Origin of the sequence: Nonomuraea sp. MG754425, from assembly GCF_021699195.1 — a bacterium.
Lineage (GTDB): Bacteria > Actinomycetota > Actinomycetes > Streptosporangiales > Streptosporangiaceae > Nonomuraea.
Genome location: NZ_SSXE01000099.1, coordinates 61,640 through 81,533, shown reverse-complemented (window position 1 = coordinate 81,533; position 19,894 = coordinate 61,640). Strand labels below are relative to the sequence as shown.

General features: G+C 69.0%; 19 protein-coding genes, 2 tRNA genes and 1 riboswitch. Of the genes, 9 read left to right on the top strand and 12 right to left on the bottom strand.

Going from position 1 to position 19,894, the window contains the following annotated elements; translation table 11 throughout:
* Nucleotides 1-407: 407 nt before the first annotated feature.
* From FAF44_RS30440 to FAF44_RS30415, 6 genes are all read right to left on the bottom strand, one after another.
* Nucleotides 408-2,972, bottom strand: coding sequence for a valine--tRNA ligase (locus FAF44_RS30440; protein WP_308193406.1), 2,565 nt, complete (start codon nucleotides 2,970-2,972; stop codon nucleotides 408-410).
* A gap of 82 nt (nucleotides 2,973-3,054) precedes the next feature.
* Nucleotides 3,055-4,338 carry an ATP-dependent Clp protease ATP-binding subunit ClpX gene (gene clpX, locus FAF44_RS30435; protein ID WP_237106743.1) on the bottom strand — a complete coding sequence of 428 codons (1,284 nt, stop codon included), beginning with the start codon at nucleotides 4,336-4,338 and terminating at the stop codon, nucleotides 3,055-3,057.
* A 184-nt stretch (nucleotides 4,339-4,522) separates the two neighbouring features.
* Nucleotides 4,523-5,146 (bottom strand): ATP-dependent Clp protease proteolytic subunit, encoded by a 624-nt coding sequence (locus tag FAF44_RS30430; protein WP_237106742.1) that lies wholly within the window; start codon nucleotides 5,144-5,146, stop codon nucleotides 4,523-4,525.
* A gap of 11 nt (nucleotides 5,147-5,157) precedes the next feature.
* Nucleotides 5,158-5,790, bottom strand: a complete 633-nt coding sequence (locus FAF44_RS30425) for an ATP-dependent Clp protease proteolytic subunit (protein WP_308193405.1) — start codon at nucleotides 5,788-5,790, stop codon at nucleotides 5,158-5,160.
* A gap of 579 nt (nucleotides 5,791-6,369) precedes the next feature.
* Nucleotides 6,370-7,761, bottom strand: a complete 1,392-nt coding sequence (tig, locus tag FAF44_RS30420) for a trigger factor (protein ID WP_237106741.1) — start codon at nucleotides 7,759-7,761, stop codon at nucleotides 6,370-6,372.
* A gap of 178 nt (nucleotides 7,762-7,939) precedes the next feature.
* Nucleotides 7,940-8,806 carry a helix-turn-helix transcriptional regulator gene (locus FAF44_RS30415; RefSeq protein ID WP_237106740.1) on the bottom strand — a complete coding sequence of 289 codons (867 nt, stop codon included), beginning with the start codon at nucleotides 8,804-8,806 and terminating at the stop codon, nucleotides 7,940-7,942.
* 232 nt (nucleotides 8,807-9,038) lie between these two features.
* Here FAF44_RS30415 and FAF44_RS30410 point away from each other — a divergent pair, with 232 nt between their 5' ends.
* A complete protein-coding gene (locus FAF44_RS30410; RefSeq protein WP_237106739.1) occupies nucleotides 9,039-9,515 on the top strand; it encodes an ATP-binding protein in 477 nt (158 codons plus the stop codon).
* A gap of 23 nt (nucleotides 9,516-9,538) precedes the next feature.
* Here FAF44_RS30410 and FAF44_RS30405 read toward each other — a convergent pair whose 3' ends face one another.
* Both FAF44_RS30405 and FAF44_RS30400 read right to left on the bottom strand, forming a co-directional pair.
* Nucleotides 9,539-10,039: a DinB family protein gene (locus tag FAF44_RS30405; RefSeq protein WP_237106738.1), complete on the bottom strand. Its 501-nt coding sequence runs from the start codon at nucleotides 10,037-10,039 to the stop codon at nucleotides 9,539-9,541.
* Between the two features lie 160 nt (nucleotides 10,040-10,199).
* Nucleotides 10,200-10,571 carry a DoxX family protein gene (locus FAF44_RS30400; RefSeq protein WP_237106746.1) on the bottom strand — a complete coding sequence of 124 codons (372 nt, stop codon included), beginning with the start codon at nucleotides 10,569-10,571 and terminating at the stop codon, nucleotides 10,200-10,202.
* Between the two features lie 177 nt (nucleotides 10,572-10,748).
* Here FAF44_RS30400 and FAF44_RS30395 point away from each other — a divergent pair, with 177 nt between their 5' ends.
* The gene (locus tag FAF44_RS30395; protein ID WP_237106737.1) at nucleotides 10,749-11,201 is read left to right on the top strand and encodes a helix-turn-helix transcriptional regulator; all 453 of its coding nucleotides are present in this window, start codon (nucleotides 10,749-10,751) and stop codon (nucleotides 11,199-11,201) included.
* A 5-nt stretch (nucleotides 11,202-11,206) separates the two neighbouring features.
* Nucleotides 11,207-11,617, top strand: a complete 411-nt coding sequence (locus FAF44_RS30390; RefSeq protein ID WP_237106736.1) for a VOC family protein — start codon at nucleotides 11,207-11,209, stop codon at nucleotides 11,615-11,617.
* A gap of 160 nt (nucleotides 11,618-11,777) precedes the next feature.
* On the opposite strand, the gene FAF44_RS30385 is transcribed toward FAF44_RS30390, so the two are convergent.
* Nucleotides 11,778-11,854: transfer RNA gene (locus tag FAF44_RS30385), tRNA-Pro, on the bottom strand.
* An 89-nt stretch (nucleotides 11,855-11,943) separates the two neighbouring features.
* On the opposite strand from FAF44_RS30385, the gene FAF44_RS30380 reads away from it, so the two are divergent.
* A tRNA-Gly gene (locus FAF44_RS30380) sits at nucleotides 11,944-12,017 on the top strand.
* Nucleotides 12,018-12,035: 18 nt separating this feature from the next.
* Here FAF44_RS30380 and FAF44_RS30375 read toward each other — a convergent pair.
* On the bottom strand, nucleotides 12,036-12,524 hold the full coding sequence (locus FAF44_RS30375) for a DUF5946 family protein (RefSeq protein WP_237106735.1): 489 nt from the start codon (nucleotides 12,522-12,524) through the stop codon (nucleotides 12,036-12,038).
* Nucleotides 12,525-12,593: 69 nt separating this feature from the next.
* On the opposite strand from FAF44_RS30375, the gene FAF44_RS30370 reads away from it, so the two are divergent.
* The 5 genes from FAF44_RS30370 to FAF44_RS30350 all read left to right on the top strand — a co-directional run bounded on the left by FAF44_RS30370 (nucleotide 12,594) and on the right by FAF44_RS30350 (nucleotide 17,899).
* On the top strand, nucleotides 12,594-13,220 hold the full coding sequence (locus tag FAF44_RS30370; RefSeq protein ID WP_237106734.1) for a uridine kinase: 627 nt from the start codon (nucleotides 12,594-12,596) through the stop codon (nucleotides 13,218-13,220).
* Between the two features lie 43 nt (nucleotides 13,221-13,263).
* Nucleotides 13,264-14,610 carry a TrpB-like pyridoxal phosphate-dependent enzyme gene (locus FAF44_RS30365; protein ID WP_272895225.1) on the top strand — a complete coding sequence of 449 codons (1,347 nt, stop codon included), beginning with the start codon at nucleotides 13,264-13,266 and terminating at the stop codon, nucleotides 14,608-14,610.
* A gap of 254 nt (nucleotides 14,611-14,864) precedes the next feature.
* On the top strand, nucleotides 14,865-15,644 hold the full coding sequence (locus FAF44_RS30360; protein ID WP_237106732.1) for a DeoR/GlpR family DNA-binding transcription regulator: 780 nt from the start codon (nucleotides 14,865-14,867) through the stop codon (nucleotides 15,642-15,644).
* Complete coding sequence (gene galT, locus FAF44_RS30355; RefSeq protein ID WP_237106731.1) at nucleotides 15,641-16,717, top strand: galactose-1-phosphate uridylyltransferase; 1,077 nt, start codon at nucleotides 15,641-15,643, stop codon at nucleotides 16,715-16,717. The genes FAF44_RS30360 and galT overlap by 4 nt, the downstream gene beginning before the upstream one ends.
* A gap of 68 nt (nucleotides 16,718-16,785) precedes the next feature.
* Nucleotides 16,786-16,931, top strand: a riboswitch (cyclic di-AMP (ydaO/yuaA leader).
* Nucleotides 16,932-16,936: 5 nt separating this feature from the next.
* The gene (locus FAF44_RS30350) at nucleotides 16,937-17,899 is read left to right on the top strand and encodes a hypothetical protein (protein WP_237106730.1); all 963 of its coding nucleotides are present in this window, start codon (nucleotides 16,937-16,939) and stop codon (nucleotides 17,897-17,899) included.
* Between the two features lie 38 nt (nucleotides 17,900-17,937).
* Here the strand turns inward: FAF44_RS30350 and FAF44_RS30345 are convergent, their stop codons facing one another.
* A complete protein-coding gene (locus FAF44_RS30345) occupies nucleotides 17,938-18,603 on the bottom strand; it encodes a response regulator transcription factor (RefSeq protein ID WP_237106729.1) in 666 nt (221 codons plus the stop codon).
* Nucleotides 18,600-19,880, bottom strand: coding sequence for a sensor histidine kinase (locus FAF44_RS30340; RefSeq protein ID WP_237106728.1), 1,281 nt, complete (start codon nucleotides 19,878-19,880; stop codon nucleotides 18,600-18,602). Before FAF44_RS30340 ends, FAF44_RS30345 begins: the two co-directional genes overlap by 4 nt.
* Between the last annotated feature and the right edge of the window lie 14 nt (nucleotides 19,881-19,894).

Below are 19,894 nucleotides of genomic sequence, written 5' to 3'. Positions count from 1 at the left end.
ATCCATCAAGAAAACAATCTTGACGAGGTGTTGCATGAAAAATCATGCACTGGCTTTTAACACACTGTTGAGTTCTCAAGAAACGGACGCGTACATCCGCACCAGAATCCTTCTGGACCCCGGTGCGCGAGGCGCACATTTCATTTCCTTCATGCTACCAGATCCGGACGATCCTTGTCAAACCGCCCGATCCGGGAGCTTCCGGACTTGCCCCTCTCGGAGGCAACCCCCCTAACTTACTCCAACTTTCGGCTCTTGTCCAACCACGTGGCTGGAGCCACCCGAAAGTCGGGGTTCGTTCAGCGGGATGTCAGGCCCGATTGGCCCTGCGTTGAAAACTCTAGCAGCCTCTGAGACGAGGAAGGCCCGTTCTCGGCAACGAATGAGCCTTCCCTCGCTCGTACGGTTCAAACCCCCAGGGCCGCGAGCTGGGCTTCCAGCCTCGTGATGTCGGCGGACGCCTGATCGGCCCGGCTCCTGACCTTGGTCACGACATCCTCCGGCGCCTTGGACATGAACTGCTCGTTGCCCAGCTTCGCCGCGACCTGGGCGGCCTCCTTGCGCGCGACCGCCAGATCCTTCTCCAGCCGCTTGCGCTCGGCGGCCACGTCGATGGCGCCCGCGGTGTCGATCTCCACCGTGACGCCCCCCACCGTGAAGCGCGCGGTGGCGTTGAACGACTCCGGCGGCTCCGTCAGCCGCAGCAGGGACCTGATCGCCGGCTCCTGGCCCGCCAGCGGCGTGCCGGCCAGGCCGAGCCGCGCGGCCGCCTTCTGGCCCGGCTTGAGCCCTTGATCGGAGCGGAACCTGCGGACCTCCGTCACCAGCTCCTGCAGCGCCCCGATCTCGGCCTCGGCCGCCGGATCGGCGTGCCGGGGGTCGGGCACCGGCCACGCGGACACGACGATCGACTCTCCCCCGGTGACGGCCCGCCACAACTCCTCGGTCACGAACGGCACCAGCGGATGCATCAGCCTCAGCAGCGCGTCGAGCACGTGGCCGAGCACCAGCCTGGTGTGCTCCAGGCCCTCGCCGAGCTGGATCTTCGCCAGTTCGAGGTACCAGTCGCAGACCTCGTCCCACGCGAAGTGGTAGAGCAGATCCGAAGCCTTGGCGAACTCGAACTCCTCGAAGGCCGCGTCGGCCGCGGTGATGACGCTGCGCAGGCGCGACAGGATCCAGCGATCGGCCGCGGTCAGCTCCGCGCCCTCCAGCGAGCCGACGGCCGCGCCGTTCATCAGCGCGAACCTGGTGGCGTTCCAGATCTTGTTGCAGAAGTTGCGTGAACCGGCCGCCCACTCCTCGCTCACCGCGACGTCGGCGCCGGGGTTGGCGCCGCGCAGCAGGGTGAAGCGGGTGGCGTCGGCGCCGAAACGCTCGATCCAGTCGAGCGGATCGACGACGTTGCCGAACGACTTCGACATCTTCTTGCCGTACTGGTCGCGGACCATGCCGTGCAGCGCGACCACGCGGAACGGCGGCTCGCCGTCCATGGCGTACAGGCCGAACATCATCATCCGGGCGACCCAGAAGAACAGGATGTCGTAGCCGGTGACCAGCACGGACGTCGGGTAGAAGCGCTCCAGCTCGGGCGTGCGCTCGGGCCAGCCCATGGTCGAGAACGGCCACAGCCCGGACGAGAACCACGTGTCGAGCACGTCGGAGTCCTGCGTGTAGCCGGCCGGCGGCTGCTCGTCGGGGCCCACGCACACGACCTCGCCGCCGGGGCCGTACCAGACCGGGATGCGGTGGCCCCACCAGAGCTGGCGGGAGATGCACCAGTCGTGCATGTCGTCGACCCAGTCGAAGTAGCGCTTGGCCAGCTCCGGCGGGTGGATGCGGGTGCGCCCGTCGCGGACGGCGTCGCCGGCGGCCTTGGCCAGCGGCGCGACATTGACGAACCACTGCAGCGACAGCCGCGGCTCCACCACCGTCTTGCAGCGCGAGCAGTGGCCGACCGAGTGCAGGTACGGGCGCTTCTCGGCGACGATGCGGCCCTCGGCGCGCAGCGCGGCGACCACGGCGGGACGTGCCTCGAAGCGGTCGAGCCCCTCGAACGGCCCGTGCGCGGTGATGACGCCGCGCTCGTCCATGACGGTCAGCGACGGCAGCGAGTGCCGCCGGCCGATCTCGAAGTCGTTGGGGTCGTGCGCGGGGGTCACCTTGACCGCGCCGGTGCCGAACGCCGGATCGACGTGCTCGTCGGCGACGACGGGGATCATGCGGCCGGTGAGCGGCACCTCGACCAGCGTGCCGATCAGGTGGGCGTAACGCTCGTCGGAGGGGTGGACGGCCACGGCGGTGTCGCCGAGCATGGTCTCGGCCCGCGTGGTGGCCACCACGATCTCGTCGGAGTAGCGGATGGAGACGAGTTCGCCCTCGTCCTCGCTGTGCTCCACCTCGATGTCGGACAGCGCGGTCAGACAGCGCGGGCACCAGTTGATGATGCGCTCGGCGCGGTAGATCAGCCCGTCGTCGAACAGCTTCTTGAAGATGGTCTGGACGGCCCGCGAGAGCCCGGGGTCCATCGTGAACCGCTCGCGCGACCAGTCGACGCCGTCGCCGAGCTTGCGCATCTGGCCGAGGATCCGGCCGCCGGACTCCTCCTTCCACTCCCAGACGCGCTCGACGAACGCCTCGCGCCCGAGGTCGTGGCGCGACTTGCCCTGTTTGGCCAGCTCGCGTTCGACGACGTTCTGGGTGGCGATGCCGGCGTGGTCCATGCCGGGCAGCCAGAGCGTCTCGCGCCCCTGCATACGGGCGCGGCGCGTCAGCGCGTCCTGGACGGAGTGGTCGAGTGCGTGCCCGATGTGCAGCACACCGGTCACGTTGGGCGGCGGAAGGACGATGCTGTACGGCTCGCGCGAGCTGCCCGGGTCGGCGCGGAAGTAGCCTTCGGACACCCATCGCTCGTAGCTGCGGGTCTCGACGTCGGCCGGTGTGTATTGAGTTGGCAGCTCTGGCGTTGTCACAGGAACCAATTCTAGGGAGGCGGGCAAGCGAAACGCCCCATGGTTTCCACCACAGGGCGTTCGGGCACGGCCGGAGCGCTGCTCAGGCCGACTTCTCGCGCGGCGTGCGCTGCTGCTTGGCGGCGAGCTGGTCGCGCGGGACGAGTGTCGGGATCGCGTGCTCGATCACCGACTCGCGGGTGATGACCACCCGGGCGACATCCTGCCTGGAGGGCACCTCGTACATGACGGACTGGAGCACCTCCTCCAGGATGGCGCGCAGGCCGCGGGCGCCGGTGCCGCGCAGGATGGCCTGGTCGGCGATGGCCTCGAGGGCGCCGTCGGTGAACTCCAGCTCCACCCCGTCGAGCTCGAGCAGCTTGCGGTACTGCTTGACCAGCGCGTTGCGCGGCTCGGTGAGGATCTGGATGAGCGCCTCGCGGTCGAGGTTGTGCACCGAGGTGATGACCGGCAGGCGGCCGACGAACTCGGGGATCATGCCGAACTTCAGCAGGTCTTCGGGCATCACGTCGGCGAAGATGTCGGCGGTGTCGACCTCTTCCTTCGAGCGGATGATGGCGTTGAAGCCGATGCCCTTCTTGCCGATGCGCGACTCGATGATCTTTTCCAGACCGGCGAACGCGCCACCGCAGATGAACAACACGTTGGTCGTGTCGATCTGGATGAACTCCTGGTGCGGGTGCTTGCGCCCGCCCTGCGGCGGCACCGACGCGGTGGTGCCCTCCAGGATCTTGAGCAGTGCCTGCTGCACGCCCTCGCCGGAGACGTCGCGCGTGATCGACGGGTTCTCGCTCTTGCGGGCGATCTTGTCGACCTCGTCGATGTAGATGATGCCGGTCTCGGCCTTCTTGACGTCGTAGTCGGCGGCCTGGATGAGCTTGAGGAGGATGTTCTCGACATCCTCGCCGACGTAGCCGGCCTCGGTCAGGGCCGTGGCGTCGGCGATGGCGAAGGGCACGTTGAGCATCTTCGCCAGGGTCTGCGCCAGCAGTGTCTTGCCCGATCCGGTGGGCCCGAGCAGCAGGATGTTGCTCTTGGCCAGTTCAAGGCCGTCGTCTCTGCCCCGGTCGCCGGACTGCACCCGCTTGTAGTGGTTGTACACCGCCACCGAGAGGGCCTTCTTCGCCTTGTCCTGACCGATGACGTAGGCGTCGAGGAACTCGTAGATCTCCCTCGGCTTGGGCAGGTTGTCCCACTTGAGCTCGGAGGACTCGGAGAGCTCCTCCTCGATGATCTCGTTGCAGAGATCGATGCACTCATCGCAGATGTAGACGCCTGGACCGGCAATGAGCTTCTTGACTTGCTTCTGACTCTTCCCGCAGAAAGAGCACTTCAGCAGGTCTCCCCCGTCGCCGATGCGTGCCACCCCAGATACTCCTTTGCGTGGGACCGCCCTGCTCCCGCGAGCAGTGTCTCCGGACATCCTCCGGACTAGGCCGAACCGCTCAGGTTTCGACGTTACCGTCTTCTGGGCCCTCAGTGAGCCCCCTAGCGGCGAGTCGCACCGGAACGTGCCCTATTGGGCAGCGCTCCGGTGCGTCACGTCTCGTCTAGGAAGCTACGGCCTGAGCTCGTTTCTTCCTGGACGGGATGATGTCATCGATCAGACCATACGCCTTTGCCTCGTCCGCGTTGAGAATTTTGTCGCGTTCGATGTCCTTGCGGACGTCAGCGGATGGCTTGCCCGTGTGACGGGCCACGATGTCCTCGAGCAGCGTGCGCATGCGCAGGATCTCGCGGGCCTGGATCTCGATGTCGCTGCCCTGGCCGCCGCCCTCGGTGGACGGCTGGTGGATCAGCACCCGGGCGTTGGGCAGCGCGAAGCGCTTGCCCGGGGTGCCGCCGGCCAGCAGCACGGCCGCGGCGGACGCGGCCTGGCCGAGGCAGACGGTCTGGATCTCCGGCCGGACGAACTGCATCGTGTCGTAGATCGCCGTCATGGCGGTGAAGGAGCCGCCCGGCGAGTTGATGTAGATGCTGATGTCACGGTCGGGGTCGAGCGACTCCAGCGTCAGGAGCTGGGCCATCACGTCGTTGGCCGACGCGTCGTCGATCTGCACTCCGAGGAAGATGATGCGGTCCTCGAAGAGCTTGTTGTACGGGTTCATCTCCTTCACGCCGTAGGACGTGCGCTCGACGAAGGAGGGGAGAACGTAACGGCTCTCGATGTTCATGTCAGCTCCCCCTAGGAAACCGGGCCCACGGAGGGCACCTGACGGGCGCTGCGCACCACGTGGTCGATGAAGCCGTAGTCCTTGGCCTCTTCGGCCGTGAACCAGCGGTCGCGGTCGGAGTCGGACTCGATCTGGTCCAACGGCTGCCCCGTGTGGAACGCGATCCGCTCGGCCAGCGTCTTCTTCACGTAGAGCATCTGCTCCGCCTGGATGGCGATGTCGGCGGCGGTGCCGCCGATGCCGCCCGACGGCTGGTGCATCATCACCCGGGCGTGCGGCAGAGCGTAGCGCTTGCCACGCGCCCCCGCGGTGAGCAGGAACTGCCCCATCGAGGCGGCCATGCCCATCACAACCGTGGAGACGTCGTTCGGCACGTATTCCATCATGTCGTAAATGGCCATGCCCGCACTCACCGAACCGCCCGGCGAGTTGATGTAGAGCGTGATGTCGCGCTCGGGGTCGTCGGCCGCGAGCAGCAGCAGCTCGGCGCAGATCCGGTTGGCGATCTCGTCGTTGACCTCCTGCCCGAGCACGATGATGCGCTCGCGGAGCAGGCGCTGGTAAAGCTGGTCCTCAAGCCGGAAGGCGGAGCCGTTCTCACGGCCTCGAGACTCAGGCTGATAGAAGGTCGGCGGGCTGGTCACAGCGTCACCTTCCGATGCGTCGTAATCGATTGGCTTTGCTTGTGACCTTAACGCGCGCCGCCCACAGGTCATGCCCGGTCCCCCGGACTGTTCGCTGACGGCGCAGGTTCGGACTGATCGGCTGCTGCTGCCCTTCGTGGCTCTGTGTGGCTTTCGTCCTGGTTGCCGACCAGGGGCACATACCTGACAACCGGCACATATTTCGGCTGATGCCAGAGCGAAAGAAGGGAACAGTCGCCACATTGCGCCCGTCCCGGACGGCGGCGGGAGGCGCGAAGCCGCCGCTTCCCGCCCCCAGGGAGCCGCACACGGCGGAACGGGTGGCGCGAGGGGAAGGTTCGGCCCACGCCGCCCGCGATACCGGCAGCGGCCGTCTGAGCGCCTTCGGCGAGTCAGCCCTCTCATGGCGGCCGGGTGGACCCGGTGGCAGGACCGACCCTCGCGCGGGCGGCACATTTCCCTTGCCGGACAGCTCTGTCCACGCCCCGGCGAACGGCGGAAACGCGGTGAAAACGCAGGAGCCCCCGGACCCGTGAGGGGTCCGGGGGCTCCCGTGGCGTCTGAGCCCGAGCGGGCGGCTCAGGCGTCGGCCTTGTCCTCGGCGGGCTTGTCGGCGGCCTCCTCGGCCTCTTCCTCGACCGGCTCACCGTTGATCTCGGTGTAGATCGCCTTGAGGTCGACCTCGTTGCCGTCGGAGTCGACGACCTTGGCGGCGTCGCCCAGGACCGCCTTGGCCTTGTCGCGCACGATCTCGACCATGGCCAGCGTGAGCTGGTCGTTGTCGGCGAGGTGCTTGGCCAGCTCGTTGGGCTGCACGCCCATCTCCATGGCCCGGCGGACCACGAAGTTGGTCAGCTCCTGCTCGGAGACGCCCAGCTCCTCGGTCTTGACGATCTTGTCGAGCACGAAGCCGACCTTGATCGCGCGCGCGGAGTTCTTGTCGAACTCCTCGAAGCGCTCCTCCTCCGTCGTCTGGTACAGGCGGAAGAAGGCGTCGCGGCTGAGGCCGCTCTCGGACACCTGGTGGTCGAGGTTGTGCTTGCGAGCGTCGACCTCGGCCTTGAGCGCGCTGTCGGGCAGCGGGATGTCGATCTTCTCGAGCAGCGCGTCGAGTGCCTTCTCGCGGGACTGGACGACCTGGTCGATCAGCTTGTTGCGGCGGGCCTGCTCGCGGATGCTGGTCTTCAGCTCCTCAAGCGTGTCGAACTCGCTGGCGAGCTGGGCGAACTCGTCGTCGAGCTCGGGCAGGACCTTCTCCTTGACCGACTTGACGCTGATGATCACGTCGGCCTCCTCGCCGGCGTTCTCGCCGCCGACGAGCTCGGTCTTGAAGCCCTTCTCCTCGCCCGCGGACATGCCCTCGAGCGCGTCGTCGAGGCCCTGCAGCACGGAGCCGGCACCGACCTCGTAGGAGACCTCGCTGGCCTGCTGCTCCTCGATGTTCTCGCCGTTGATCTCGGCACGCAGGTCCATCACGACGAAGTCGTTCTTGACCGCGGCGCGCTCCACGCCGGTCAGCGTGGCGAAGCGCTGGCGCAGCGCGTCGAGCTGCGTGTCGACGTCCTCGTCGGAGACCTCGGCGGAGTCGACCGTGATCTCGGCGCCCTGGTAGTCGGGGACCTCGAAGTTGGGCCGGATGTCGACCTCGGCGGTGAACTCGATCTGCTCGCCGTCGTCGATCTTCGTGACCTCGATGTCAGGCTGGCTGACGGGGAACACGTCGGCCTCGTCGACGGCCTGGCCGTACAGCTTGGGCACCGCGTCGTTGAGGGTCTCCTCCAGCACTACCGCCCGGCCGAAGCGCTGTTCGATGATGCGGGCCGGAACCTTGCCAGGCCGGAACCCGGGGACGCGCACCTGCTGCGCGACCTTCTTGTACGCCGCATCCATGCTCGGGCGCAGCTCGTCGAACGGCACCTCGACAGTGAGCTTGACCCGGGTCGGGCTGAGCTCCTCGACAGCGGTCTTCACGGGAATGGTCTCCTTGATCAAGCTACGAGTGATCGCGGGCGCGTCCATCGGTTCGGCTCACGCGCCGCGCCCACATGAGCGGTGTTGGGCGTGCCGCTGGGCATGCTCCGCCACGGCGGCATCCAACGCCGTTGGCCAGTCTAGGGCAGATGCACACCCAACCACGACGCCGCCGCGGTCAGAACTCGTCCGCGATCGTCCGCAAAAGCTCGATCGTCTCATCCGGGGTGGTGCTGACGGCGCACAGCCGCTCCATCACCTCGGTGTATCGGTCCACGTCCTCACGCTTGTCCAGGTAGAGCGCGCTGGCGAGTTGCTCCACGTACACCACGTCGGGCAGGTCGCTGTCGGGGAAGCGCAGAACGCTGAACGCGCCGCCCTCCGCGCTGTGCCCGCCGAAGCTGAACGGCATGATCTGGATCGTGATGTGCGGCTGGCGCATCAGGTCGATGAGGTGTTCGAGCTGGGCCCGCATCACCTCGGCCCCGCCGATGGGCCGCCTGAGCGCGGCCTCGTCGATCACCGCCCAGAAGACCGGCCCGTCGGGCCTGTCGAACATCCTCTGGCGCTCCAGCCGGAGATCCACCCTTCTGGCGATCTCCTCCGCCCCGATGCCCGCCGAACCGGCGGTCACCACGGCCCTCGCGTACTCCTTGGTCTGCAGGAGCCCTGGCACGAACTGGACCTCGTAGGTCCTGATCCGGGCCGCGGCCTCCTCCAGGCCGACGAACGCCTGGAACCACATGGGCAGGACGTCGTTGAACCGGTGCCACCAGCCAGGCTCGTTGGCGGTGGCGACCAGGTCGAGTACGGCGGAGCGGGCCTGGTGATCCACGACCCCGTACAGGGTCAGCAGGTCCGCGACGTCGCGTTCTTTGAATCCCACCCGGCCGAGTTCCATCCGGCTGATCTTGGATTCCGAACCTCGGATGAGGTGTCCGGCCTCCTCACGGGTGACGTTCTTCGCTTCCCTGAGCTTGCGCAGCTGGGAGCCCAGGAGGATGCGCAGCGCCGTCGGCCCGGAACCCGGCTGGTTCTGCGTCACTTTGCCTCCTATCAAGGTCCGCACACACAGTGACACCACATTGCCGGGTATGACAAGGTCTCAACCTCGTGTCCGATTCGGAGATATATGCCCCAAACGTCGCTTGCTACTGCACAATGCAACTGCACGTGCATTTGGGTCTTGCAGGTGCAGCGTTCGTGACCCATGATGGCTTAGTGCATATTGGGCCAAACATGCACTAACCAAGGCTGAACGGGGAGGTATCGGCGGCATGGTGGAGGATCCTCTGGCCACTGCCGATTGCCTGCAGATCACCCGGGAGGTCGGCTTCGACCGGCTCCTCACGGGTGGCAAGCCGTACACGACCTCGTGCCCGTTGCCCTTCCAGGCCGACTCGGTGAAGACCGCGAGAGACGTCACCCGCAGGACGTTGCGCGGCTGGGGGCTGCACGACCTCAGCGACGACGCCGCACTGGTGGTCTCCGAGCTGGTCACGAACGCCGTCAGGTACGCGATGTACGCGGCGGGGCGCAGGGAGATCGAGCTGCTGCTGATGCGGGTCTCGCCCCACGTGCTGCTGGCCGTGGCCGACCCCAGCGACAAGGTGCCCACGCCCAAGGAGCCCGACTTCATCTCCGAGAACGGGCGCGGCCTCTACATCGTCGAGACCTACAGCCAGTGCTGGGGCTGGGACCCGCTGGCCGGCGGCGGCAAGGCCGTGTGGGCGCTGTTCCGCGCCGACGGCTGACCCTCTCCTCGTCAGGCGGGCGATCATTCGCCCGTGACCCCGTCGATGCGCTCGCGCAGCAGGTCGGCGTGCCCGTTGTGGCGGGCGTACTCCTCGATCATGTGGACCAGGATCCAGCGGTGCGTGCAGTCCTGCCCGTGGCGCTCGCCGGCCGCGTCCAGGGGCTTGGCGGCCGAGATGGCGCGGGCGTGGCCGATCTCCTCCTGCCAGACGTCGAACGCCTCCTTCACCGACGCGGTGCCGGCCTCCTTGAAGTCGGCGTCGTTGTCGCGGTCCTTGTCCCACAGCTTGGGCAGGTCCTCGCCGTTGAGCACGTTGCGGAACCAGGAGCGCTCGACGTGCGCCATGTGACGGACCAGGCCCAGCAGCGAGAGACCCGATGGCGGCGCGGACCGCTCGCGCAACTGCTCGTCCGACAGGCCCGCGCACTTGACGGCCAGGGTCGCGCGGTGCCATTCGAGCCAGTTGGTCAGCATGGCCGGCTCGTCGCCGGTGAAGGGCGGAGGGGTTCGGGTGTCTGTCACGAGGCCCGAGCCTATCGGCCTTCCGCCCGGCTCTCCCGCTGGAGGAGCAGGCACGCCCGCTCGCGGACGGCGTCGTCCCGGACGCCTGCCACGAACTCCTCGGGTGTGTCGCCACACAGGCGGCGTAGCTCGGCGGACCCGGCCGGCAGCGTTCACGGCGTCAGGATGCCCGGCCCGCGACCGCCGACCACAGCAGGGCCGTGTTCTGACGGCGTCCCCAGGCGATCACCAGGCAGAGCACGAGCAGGATCAGCGGCAGCACGACCCCGCCACCGGACACGAACGCCTCGGTCAGCACCGCGCCCGCCATCAGCCCGGCGAGCGCCAGCCCCGCGAGCCCGGCCAGCCGCGGCACCAGCAGCCCCACCACACCGGCCACCTCCAGCACCCCGATGAGAATCCGGAACCAATCGCCGAGGCCGATCGCCGCGAACGTGGAGGCGGACGGCTCGGCCCCCGCGAACTTCCCCAGAGCCGCCACCACGAAGACGCCGGCCACGACGATCTGCAGGACCCACATGACGGCACGCATGCTCACTCATCTCCTTGAAGTCGGTGCTTTCGACGCTAGGGACGAGAGCCCGCCGGGAGAATCGCTCCAGCTACCGTCCGGAGGTGTACTTAGCTCCACCCCACAGCCCTGGCCAGGGCAAATGCGCGAACCGGTGGAGTTGGACAGCGGGGCGGTCCACCAGGCAGGCTGTCCTTCATGACCGCCAGATCCGACAAATCCGACGCGCGGCTGCGCGACCTCGCCCTCCTGCGCCGCGTCCGCGACCGGATCGACCGCGACTACGCCCAGCCGCTGGACGTGGAGGCGCTGGCGCGCGGCGCCAACCTCTCGGCCGGACACCTGAGCCGGGAGTTCCGCGCCGCCTTCGGCGAGTCGCCCTACAGCTACCTCATGACACGCCGCATCGAGCGCGCCATGACCCTGCTGCGCCGTGGCGACATGTCGGTCACCGAGGTCTGCTTCGCGGTCGGCTGCTCGTCACTGGGCACCTTCAGCACCCGGTTCTCCGAACTGGTCGGCATGTCGCCCAGCGTCTACCGCCGGCGGGCCGCCCGGGACGGCGAGGGCATCCCGAACTGCCTGGCCAAGCAGGTCATGCGGCCGATCAGGAAGCGTGAGCCGACCTCGTCCGACGCCCGCATATCGTGAGCGGCATGAGTGTCATCATCTGCCATGCGTTCCTGCCCACCGACGACCCCGACAGCTCGCTCGCCTTCTACCGCGACGCGCTGGGCTTCGAGGTCCGCAACGACGTCGGTTACGGGACGATGCGCTGGATCACCCTCGGCTCGTCCGAGCAGCCGCACACCTCGATCGTCCTGACGCCGCCCACCGCCGACCCGGGCCTCACCGAGGACGAACGCCGCACGATCGCCGAGCTGATGGCCAAAGGCAGCTACGCCAGCATCGTGCTCGGGGCCTCGGACCTGGACAGCACCTTCGAACGGGTCCAGGCGAGCGGCGCCGAGGTCGTGCAGGAACCGGCCGACCAGCCGTACGGCGTGCGCGACTGCGCGTTCCGGGACCCGGCCGGGAACATGGTGCGTATCAACCAGCTCACCTGAACGAAGGCCCTCTCTCCTCGGCTGGTTCCCCGCCGAGAAGACGCAGCCTGCCGGGGAAGCGGGCACGGCGGGTGAGCCGGACGCCTTGCCAGGGCCACCGCCGTGGACACCCACCTCGTCACGCAGAAGGCCCCTCCCGAATCGAGAGGGACCTTCTGGCTGGTCGGGGCGACAGGATTTGAACCTGCGACTTCTTGCTCCCAAAGCAAGCGCGCTGCCAAGCTGCGCCACGCCCCGTTTCGCCGAGTGCGCAATCGCTCCGGGACTCCGGTACGCTTACGCCCTGACGACCGGATGAAGTCTAGACCAGAGTTCGACCGGTTCGCGCGGACGTAGCTCAATGGTAGAGCCCTAGTCTTCCAAACTAGCTACGCGGGTTCGATTCCCGTCGTCCGCTCCAGCACGACGAAAGGCCAGGTCATCCCGGTTCGCGGGGGCCTGGCCCGATGCTTTTCCAGGCCTCCTGCGTCGCTTCGGCCAAGACCCGCATCCGCTCGCCGTACGCCTCGTGCCCGTCGAGGACGAAACCCCCGTCACCGTACGGAAGCTCGCAGAAGCTCATGCGGAAGCGCTCGGGAGGCCCGCCCGCGGGCAGCGGCGCGTACGGCTCCAGCGGCAGCATGTCGTAGCCCGCGCGGGAGCGGTGGTTGTTGCGCGCCACCTGGTGCGCGCGGAAGCGGAGCAGGGCGTCCAGGCCGCGGTGCAGGTAGAACTGCAGCAGCCGGAACTGGCCGTCGAGGTGCTTGTCATGCCCCCTGGACGGGTGCTGCAGGAGGTACACGCAGACCACCACCGGGTGCCAGCGGTACATCACCGGGTCGCGCTGCTCCTCGGCCAGGATCGAGTGGTAGTAGTCGGCGCACGCGCCGAGCGGTCCGGCGGGCGCGCCGCATTCGCAGGGGGCCATGGCAGGGCACCCTAGCCGCGCGCGGGCGGCGCCGTCGAAGGCATTTCCCGGCCTCGTAAGCTGTGCTCGATGCGTGTGCGACCGATCTCTCATGAGGCTCTCGTCGAGGAGCTGGCCGAGCTGGTCTCGGCCCGGCCGCGGGAGTCGTGGGTGCGGGTGGCCGTGGACGGCGCGCCCGCCGCGCGGCCGGGCCGGCTCGCCGACGCGCTGGCCGGGCCTCTGCGGCTGCGGGGCCGGGCCGCGTTGCGCGTGTCGGCGGGCGACTTCCTGCGGCCGGCCTCGCTGCGGCTGGAGTACGGCAGGACCGATCCCGACGCCTTCTACGACGACTGGCTCGACGCCAAGGCGCTGCGCAGGGAGGTGCTGGAGCCGCTGGATCCCGGCGGGTCGGGGCGGGTGCTGCCGGCGTTGTGGGACAGCGGGATCGATCGGGCCTACCGGATGCCGTACACGGAGCTGACCCCCGGCGGGGTGGTGCTGGTGGACGGGGCGCTGCTGCTGGGCCGGGGCCTGGCGTTCGACGTGCGCGTGCACGTGTGGCTGTCGCCCGGCGCGCTGGAGCGCGGGACGCCGGAGGACGAGCGGTGGACCCTGCCCGCCTACGAACGGTACGAGCGCGAGGCGCGGCCCCAGGAGGAGGCCGACGTGGTGGTGCGCGCCGACCATCCCGGACGTCTCGCGGTACTGGTCGGCTGACCTCCGGACACCCCTCTGTGTCCCCTGGGGCGGGCGGGTCGTTCTGGCGTGGCGGACGCGGGCGGCGCAGACTGAGGCGGTGATCCCCAGCAACTGGTACAACATCGTTCCCGATCTGCCCGAACCGCCGCCCCCGCCGCTGCATCCCGGCACGCGGCAGCCGGTGGGCCCCGCCGACCTGGCTCCGCTCTTCCCGACGGAGCTGATCGCGCAGGAGGTCAGCACCGAGCGGTACGTCCCGATCCCGCAGGAGGTGCTGGACGTCTACCGGCTCTGGCGTCCGACGCCGCTGATCCGCGCGCACCGCCTGGAACGGGCGCTGGGCACGCCGGCGCACATCTACTACAAGTACGAGGGCGGCTCCCCGGCCGGTTCGCACAAGCCGAACACGGCCGTGCCGCAGGCGTACTACAACGCGCGCGAGGGCGTGCGGCTGCTCACCACGGAGACGGGCGCGGGGCAGTGGGGTTCGGCGCTGGCGTTCGCCTGCGCCCAGTTCGGCCTGGAGTGCCGGATCTGGATGGTTCGCGCCTCCTACGACCAGAAGCCGTACCGCCGTTCCTTCATGCAGGTGTACGGCGCCACCGTGCACGCCAGCCCCTCCCCCGTGACGGGCGCGGGCAGCAAGATCCTGGCGGACGACCCCGGTTCCACCGGCAGCCTGGGCATCGCGATCAGCGAGGCGGTGGAGGTGGCGGGCGCGACGTCCGACGCCCGATACGCGCTCGGCTCGGTGCTCAACCACGTCCTGCTGCACCAGACGGTGATCGGCGAGGAGGCGCTGGCCCAGCTCCCGGAGCTGCCCGACCTGGTCATCGGCTGCACCGGCGGCGGCTCGAACTTCGGCGGCCTGGTCTTCCCCTTCCTGCGCGAGAAGCTGGCCGGCCGCATCGGGACGGTGTTCCGCGCGGTGGAGCCGGAGGCCTGCCCGTCGTTCACGCGCGGCACGTACGCCTACGACTTCGGCGACACTGCCGGGTTCACGCCGCTGCTCAAGATGCACACGCTGGGGCACTCGTTCGTACCGGACCCGATCCACGCCGGCGGCCTGCGCTATCACGGCATGTCGCCGCTGCTGTCGCACATGTACGAGCTGGGCCTGTTCGAGGCGGTCACCCGCTCCCAGAGCGAGTGTTTCGAGGCCGGGGTGCGTTTCGCCAGGACCGAGGGCATCGTGCCCGCGCCCGAGCCCACGCACGCGCTGGCCGAGACGATCGCCGAGGCGCTGCGCTGCAAGGAGAGCGGGGAGGAGAAGGTGATCCTGACCGCGCTGTGCGGCCATGGGCACTTCGATCTCGGGGCCTACGACCGCTATCTGGCGGGCGAGCTGGAGGACTACTCGCTGCCGCAGGAGCGCATCGAGCAGGCGCTCAGCGAACTGCCCGGGTGAGCCGCCGGGGTGGCCGCCGGTAGCGGGCGGCCACCCCGTCCGTCATCGCGCCGTGGGGCGCTTGCCGTGGTTCGCCTTCTTCTTCTTGCGGGCCTTGCCCTTGCGTGCGCGCCTGGCCATAAGCTCACCTCCGGTGATCGGATGTGTCCTCACCGTCTCCTGCCACGTTGACCTGCGCAAGCACCCTCGCGCGAACTAACATTCCCCAACAATTCCGTGTCATAATTTGGTGGAATCTGTTGGAAGGAGCGGGCGTGCTCGCACAGCAGCGCCAGCAGGCGATCCTCGAACGCGTGCGCAGCCACGGCGGCGTCCGGGTGGCCGATCTCGTCCGCGAGCTCGGCGTCTCCGACATGACGATCCGCCGCGACCTCGAGGTGCTGGCCGAACGCGGCCTGCTGGAGAAGGTCCACGGCGGCGCCACCGCGCTCGGCCCCGGCTCCACCGAGGAGCCCGGCTTCACCGCCAAGTCCGCCCGCCAGCAGCAGGAGAAGGAGGCCATCGCCCGGCGCGCCGCCACCCTCGTACGTCCCGGCACGGCCGTGGCGCTGTCGGCGGGCACCACCACGTGGGCGCTGGCCCGGCACCTGGTCGGGGTGCCCGAGCTGACCGTGATCACGAACTCGATCCCGGTCGCCGACGTCTTCCACCGCAATCCGCGCGCCGATCGCACCGTCGTGCTGACCGGGGGCGTACGCACGCCGTCCGACGCCCTGGTGGGCCCCGTCGCCGTCGCCGCGATCCGCCGCCTGCACGTGGACACCCTCTTCCTGGGCGTGCACGGGATGAGCCGGCGGGCCGGGTTCACCACGCCCAACCTGCTGGAGTCCGAGACCGACAGAGAGCTGGTGACGGCCGCGACCCGGCTGGTCGTCCCCGCCGACCACACGAAGTGGAACACCGTCGGCATCAGCACCATCGCCGAACTGACCGAGGCCGACGTGGTCATCAGCGACGCGGGGCTGCCGGATGACGCACGCACCGAGCTGGCCGAACGGGCCGGAGAACTGATCATCGCGGAGGGCTCGTCTTGAAGCGCACCATCACCCATCTGGCCGACGGCCGGGAGCTGATCTACTTCGACCGGCGCGACGACGCCGACCGCAGCGCGATCGACCGGCGCACCCTGGAGCCCCGGCCGGTGGCCTCCGAGCTGCGCTACGACCCGCTGACCGAGGAGTGGATCGCGATGGCCGGGCACCGGCAGACGCGGACGTTCCTGCCGACCGGCGGCACGGCCGAGTGCCCGCTGTGCCCGTCGTCGGACACGCGGTCCACGGAGGTCCCCGCGTACGACTACGACGTGGCGGTGTTCGAGAACCGCTTCCCCTCCTTCTCCACGAATTTCGGCGCGTACGAGGAGCCGGGTGGGCTCAGCGAGGTCCGTCCGGGGGTGGGGAGGTGTGAGGTGGTGTGCTTCACCTCCGACCACTCCTCCTCCTTCTCCAAGCTGTCCGACTCCCAGGTGGAGCTGGTCATGGAGGCGTGGGCCGACCGGACGGCCGAGTTGTCCGGGATCGACGGCGTGGAGCAGGTGTTCTGCTTCGAGAACCGGGGTGAGGAGATCGGCATCACGATCGCCCACCCGCACGGGCAGATCTACGCCTACCCGTACGTCACGCCCAGGACGAAGCTGCAACTCGCCGCCGCCCGCCGCCACCCGCGGGGCAATCTGTTCGCCGACGTGCTGGCCGCCGAGCGGGCGGCGGGCACCCGCGTGGTGGCCGCCAACGAGCTGTGGACGGCCTTCGTCCCGGCCGCCGCGCGCTGGCCGTTCGAGGTGCACCTGTATCCGCACCGGCAGGTGCCCGACCTGGCCGCGCTCACCGAGGAGGAGCGGGCGGCGTTCGCGCCCCTGTACACGTCGGTGCTGCGGGCGTTCGACGGGCTGTTCGACATGGTGATGCCGTACATCGCGGCCTGGCACCAGGCGCCGGTGCGCGCGGGCAGGGAGCTGGGGTACCTGCGCATGGAGTTGTTCAGCATCAGGCGGGCGGCGAACAAGCTCAAGTATCTGGCCGGCTCGGAGTCGGCGATGGGCGCCTTCGTGAACGACGTGCTGCCGGAGGAGGCCGCACGCATGCTTCGATCACAGATAGATCACTAATGGATTTCTAGTTAAGGTCGCATTACTTGTGATCTACCACTAATATCCCCATATGCATCGGCGGTAACCGCCGTCGCACGCCTAATCCCGGGCGCCTCGCCCGGGAGCCGGGGACCCAAACCGCACCTGGGGTGAATCCGCTTCGGCGGTAGGGAAATCGCAGCTCCCATGCCCGAACCCGTCAGCTAACCCGGCCGGCAGAGGGAGAGGAACAACCACGTGGCGGCTTCGTCCCCCGCGAGTCTTGCCATCGGCCTCATCACCGCCGCCACCGTCGCCCTGTCGGCGGCTCCCACGCCCGCGGCCGCGGCGCCCAAACCGTCGGAAGCCCAGCTCCGCGCTCAGCTCAAGCAGCTCAACTCCAAGGTCGACAAGCTCATCGAGAGGTACAACCTCAAGCGCGTCGAGCTGGCCAAGGCCCAGGACGCCGCCAAGGCCGCCACGGCCCGGCTGACCACGGCCGAGCAGACGCTCACCGACGCGGAACAGCGCGTCGCCGAGATCGCCCGCCTGCGCTACCAGAACGGCGACCCCACCCTGATGACCGGCTTCCTGCACCCGTCGAACGCCAGTGGCGCCGCCCTGCTCGAACAGCTCACGGCCGAGCAGCAGGCCGTCGTGGCGATCGTGGCCAAGGCCCGCGACGACCGGCAGCGGGCCAGCGAGGAGGCCGCCGCGCTGGCGTCCCGGATCAAGGTCGACGCCGCCGAGGTGAACAAGCAGCGCGACGAGGCCGAGGACGTCATCAAGGACATCAGGAAGAAGCTGGCGGACCTGGTCCCGTTCGGTACGGGCCGCAACGCCAACGGCTCGTGGGCGCCCGAACTGCCGAGCGGCTCCGACAACATCACCGCGCGCACCCGGCTGATGAAGGCCCAGGTGGAGAAGAACTTCGCGCTGCCGTTCACGGTGGGCTGCTTCCGCTCGGGCTCCAGCGGCGAGCACCCGCTCGGCCGGGCGTGCGACTTCATGATGAGCACGGGCGGCTCGATGCCGTCTGCCACCAACAACGCGCTCGGGGACCGCGTCGCCGACTGGGCCCTGAAGAACAAGGGCAAGCTCGGCGTCAAGTACGTGATCTGGCGCCAGCGGATCAACCACGGGTCCGGCTGGAGCTCGATGTCCGACCGGGGCAGCATCACCGAGAACCACTACGACCACGTGCACATCTCGATGAACTGAGAGCAGCGCCTCCGCGCACGCGAGGACAGGCCGAAGGGTCAGGGCTGCTCAGGCGTTCGCGGGACGAGCAGACCCCGGTTGAACGCCTCGGTGACGGCGGCGGCGCGGTCCCCCACGCCGAGCTTGGCGTAGATGTTCAGAAGGTGGCTCTTGACCGTGGCCTCGGTGATGAACAGCCGGGCGGCCGCCTCGCGGTTGGTGTTCCCGGCCGCCACGAGTTCGAGGACCTCCAGCTCACGCGGGCTGAGCAGGTGCGGCGCGGGTGTCCTGACCCGGTTCATCAGCCGCGCCGCCACCGAAGGGGACAGCACGCTCTCGCCCTTGGCGGCGGCCCGCGCACCTCGCAGCAGATCCTCCCGAGGAGAGTCCTTGAGCAGGTAGCCGGTCGCACCCGCCTCGATCGCCGGAAGGACGTGGGTATCGGTGTCGTAGGTCGTCAGAACCAGCACGCGCGCGGTGACGCCGCGCCTGGTCAGCTCGGAGATCGCGGTCAGCCCGTCCATGCCCGGCATGCGCAGGTCCATGAGGATCACGTCGGGCCGCAGCTCCACGGCGAGCCGTACGGCTGATTCGCCGTCCGCGGCCTCGCCCAGCACCTCGAATCCGGGGGCGGAGGCGAACATGCTGCTCAGTCCGTCCCTGACGACGGGATGGTCGTCCGCGATCACCAACCGGATCGGGGTCTCGGCCGCGTGCTCGGTCATGCGTGGCTCCCGGCCGGCAGGGTGGGGACGCAGGCCGAGATCCCGGTGCCGGCGCCGGGCTCGGACTCGATCTGCACGGTGCCGGACAGCCTTTCGACGCGCTGACGCATGATGGTCAGGCCGAATCCGCCGCCGCTGGACGGCGGCCGTGCCGCGCCGTTCGCGGCCGTGCCGGCGTCGAGACCCGCGGGATCGAAGCCCTTGCCGTCGTCACGCACGTCCAGCGCCACCTCGTGCTCCAGGTAGGACAGTGTCACCCCGACCCTGGTCGCCTGCGCGTGCTTGGCCACGTTGGCCAATGCCTCCTGAGCCGTGCGCAGCAGCGCGAACTCGGCCTCCGGTGTCATCGGCCGCACCGTGCCGGTCGTCGTGACGTGCACGGCGAGCCCGTGCAGCTTCGACCATCGCCCGGCGACGTCGGCGAGTGCGTCGCTCAGGCGTGCGCTCTGCAGCGGCTCGGGCCGCAGCGCGTCGACCGAGCGCCGCGCCTCGGCCAGGCTCTCCCTCGCCAGGTTCTTGACGGCGTCGAAGGGCCGTCGCCACGGCGGCGGGACCTCGTGCCTCTGCTCGGCCGCCTGGAGCTGCGCGATGATCCCGGTCAGCCCCTGCGCCAGGGTGTCATGGATCTCGCGGGCCATCCGCCGGCGCTCGTCGAGCACGCCCGCCTCCCTGGCCTGGGCGAGCAGTTGGGCATGCAGGCCGGCGTTCTCGGCGAGCGACGCCTCCAGCAGCCGGTTCGCCCGGCTCAGCTCGGCGAGGGCCTGCTCGCGCCGCTCCTCCTCCTTCTCGGCGAGCCGCAGGACCCAGGCGCAGCAGCACATCATGGCGATGTTGAAGGCGACGATGGTCATGAGCATCGTCAGGCCGAAGGCGTCCGTCTTGGGGATGCCGGACGCCTGCGCCGTACCGGCCAGGACCGCCGCGCCGGCCACCCCCAGCAGCCGCGACGGCCAGCGCAGGACCGTGAAGGAGTAGATGTAGGCCGCGGGGGTGAAGAGCCCGAAAGCGGGATGCCGGGCCACCAGGATCGCGGTGATCACGAGCAGCCCCGCGACGAACACCCCCATGATCCGTGGCCGCTCTCGCCGGCCGGGACGCAGGGTGAACATGCCGAGCATCCACGCGGCCGCCAGCGCGCACAGGCCGAGGTCGATGAGCAGGGAGCCGCCCGCCCAGTCCTCCACGATCACCAGGATCGCGACAAGGAGCGCCAGCAGCGCGTACGGCACCACGTTGACCAGTAGTGACGGTGGCTGTTGCGCAATCTTCCCGCTCAAGACTCCCTCTCCCC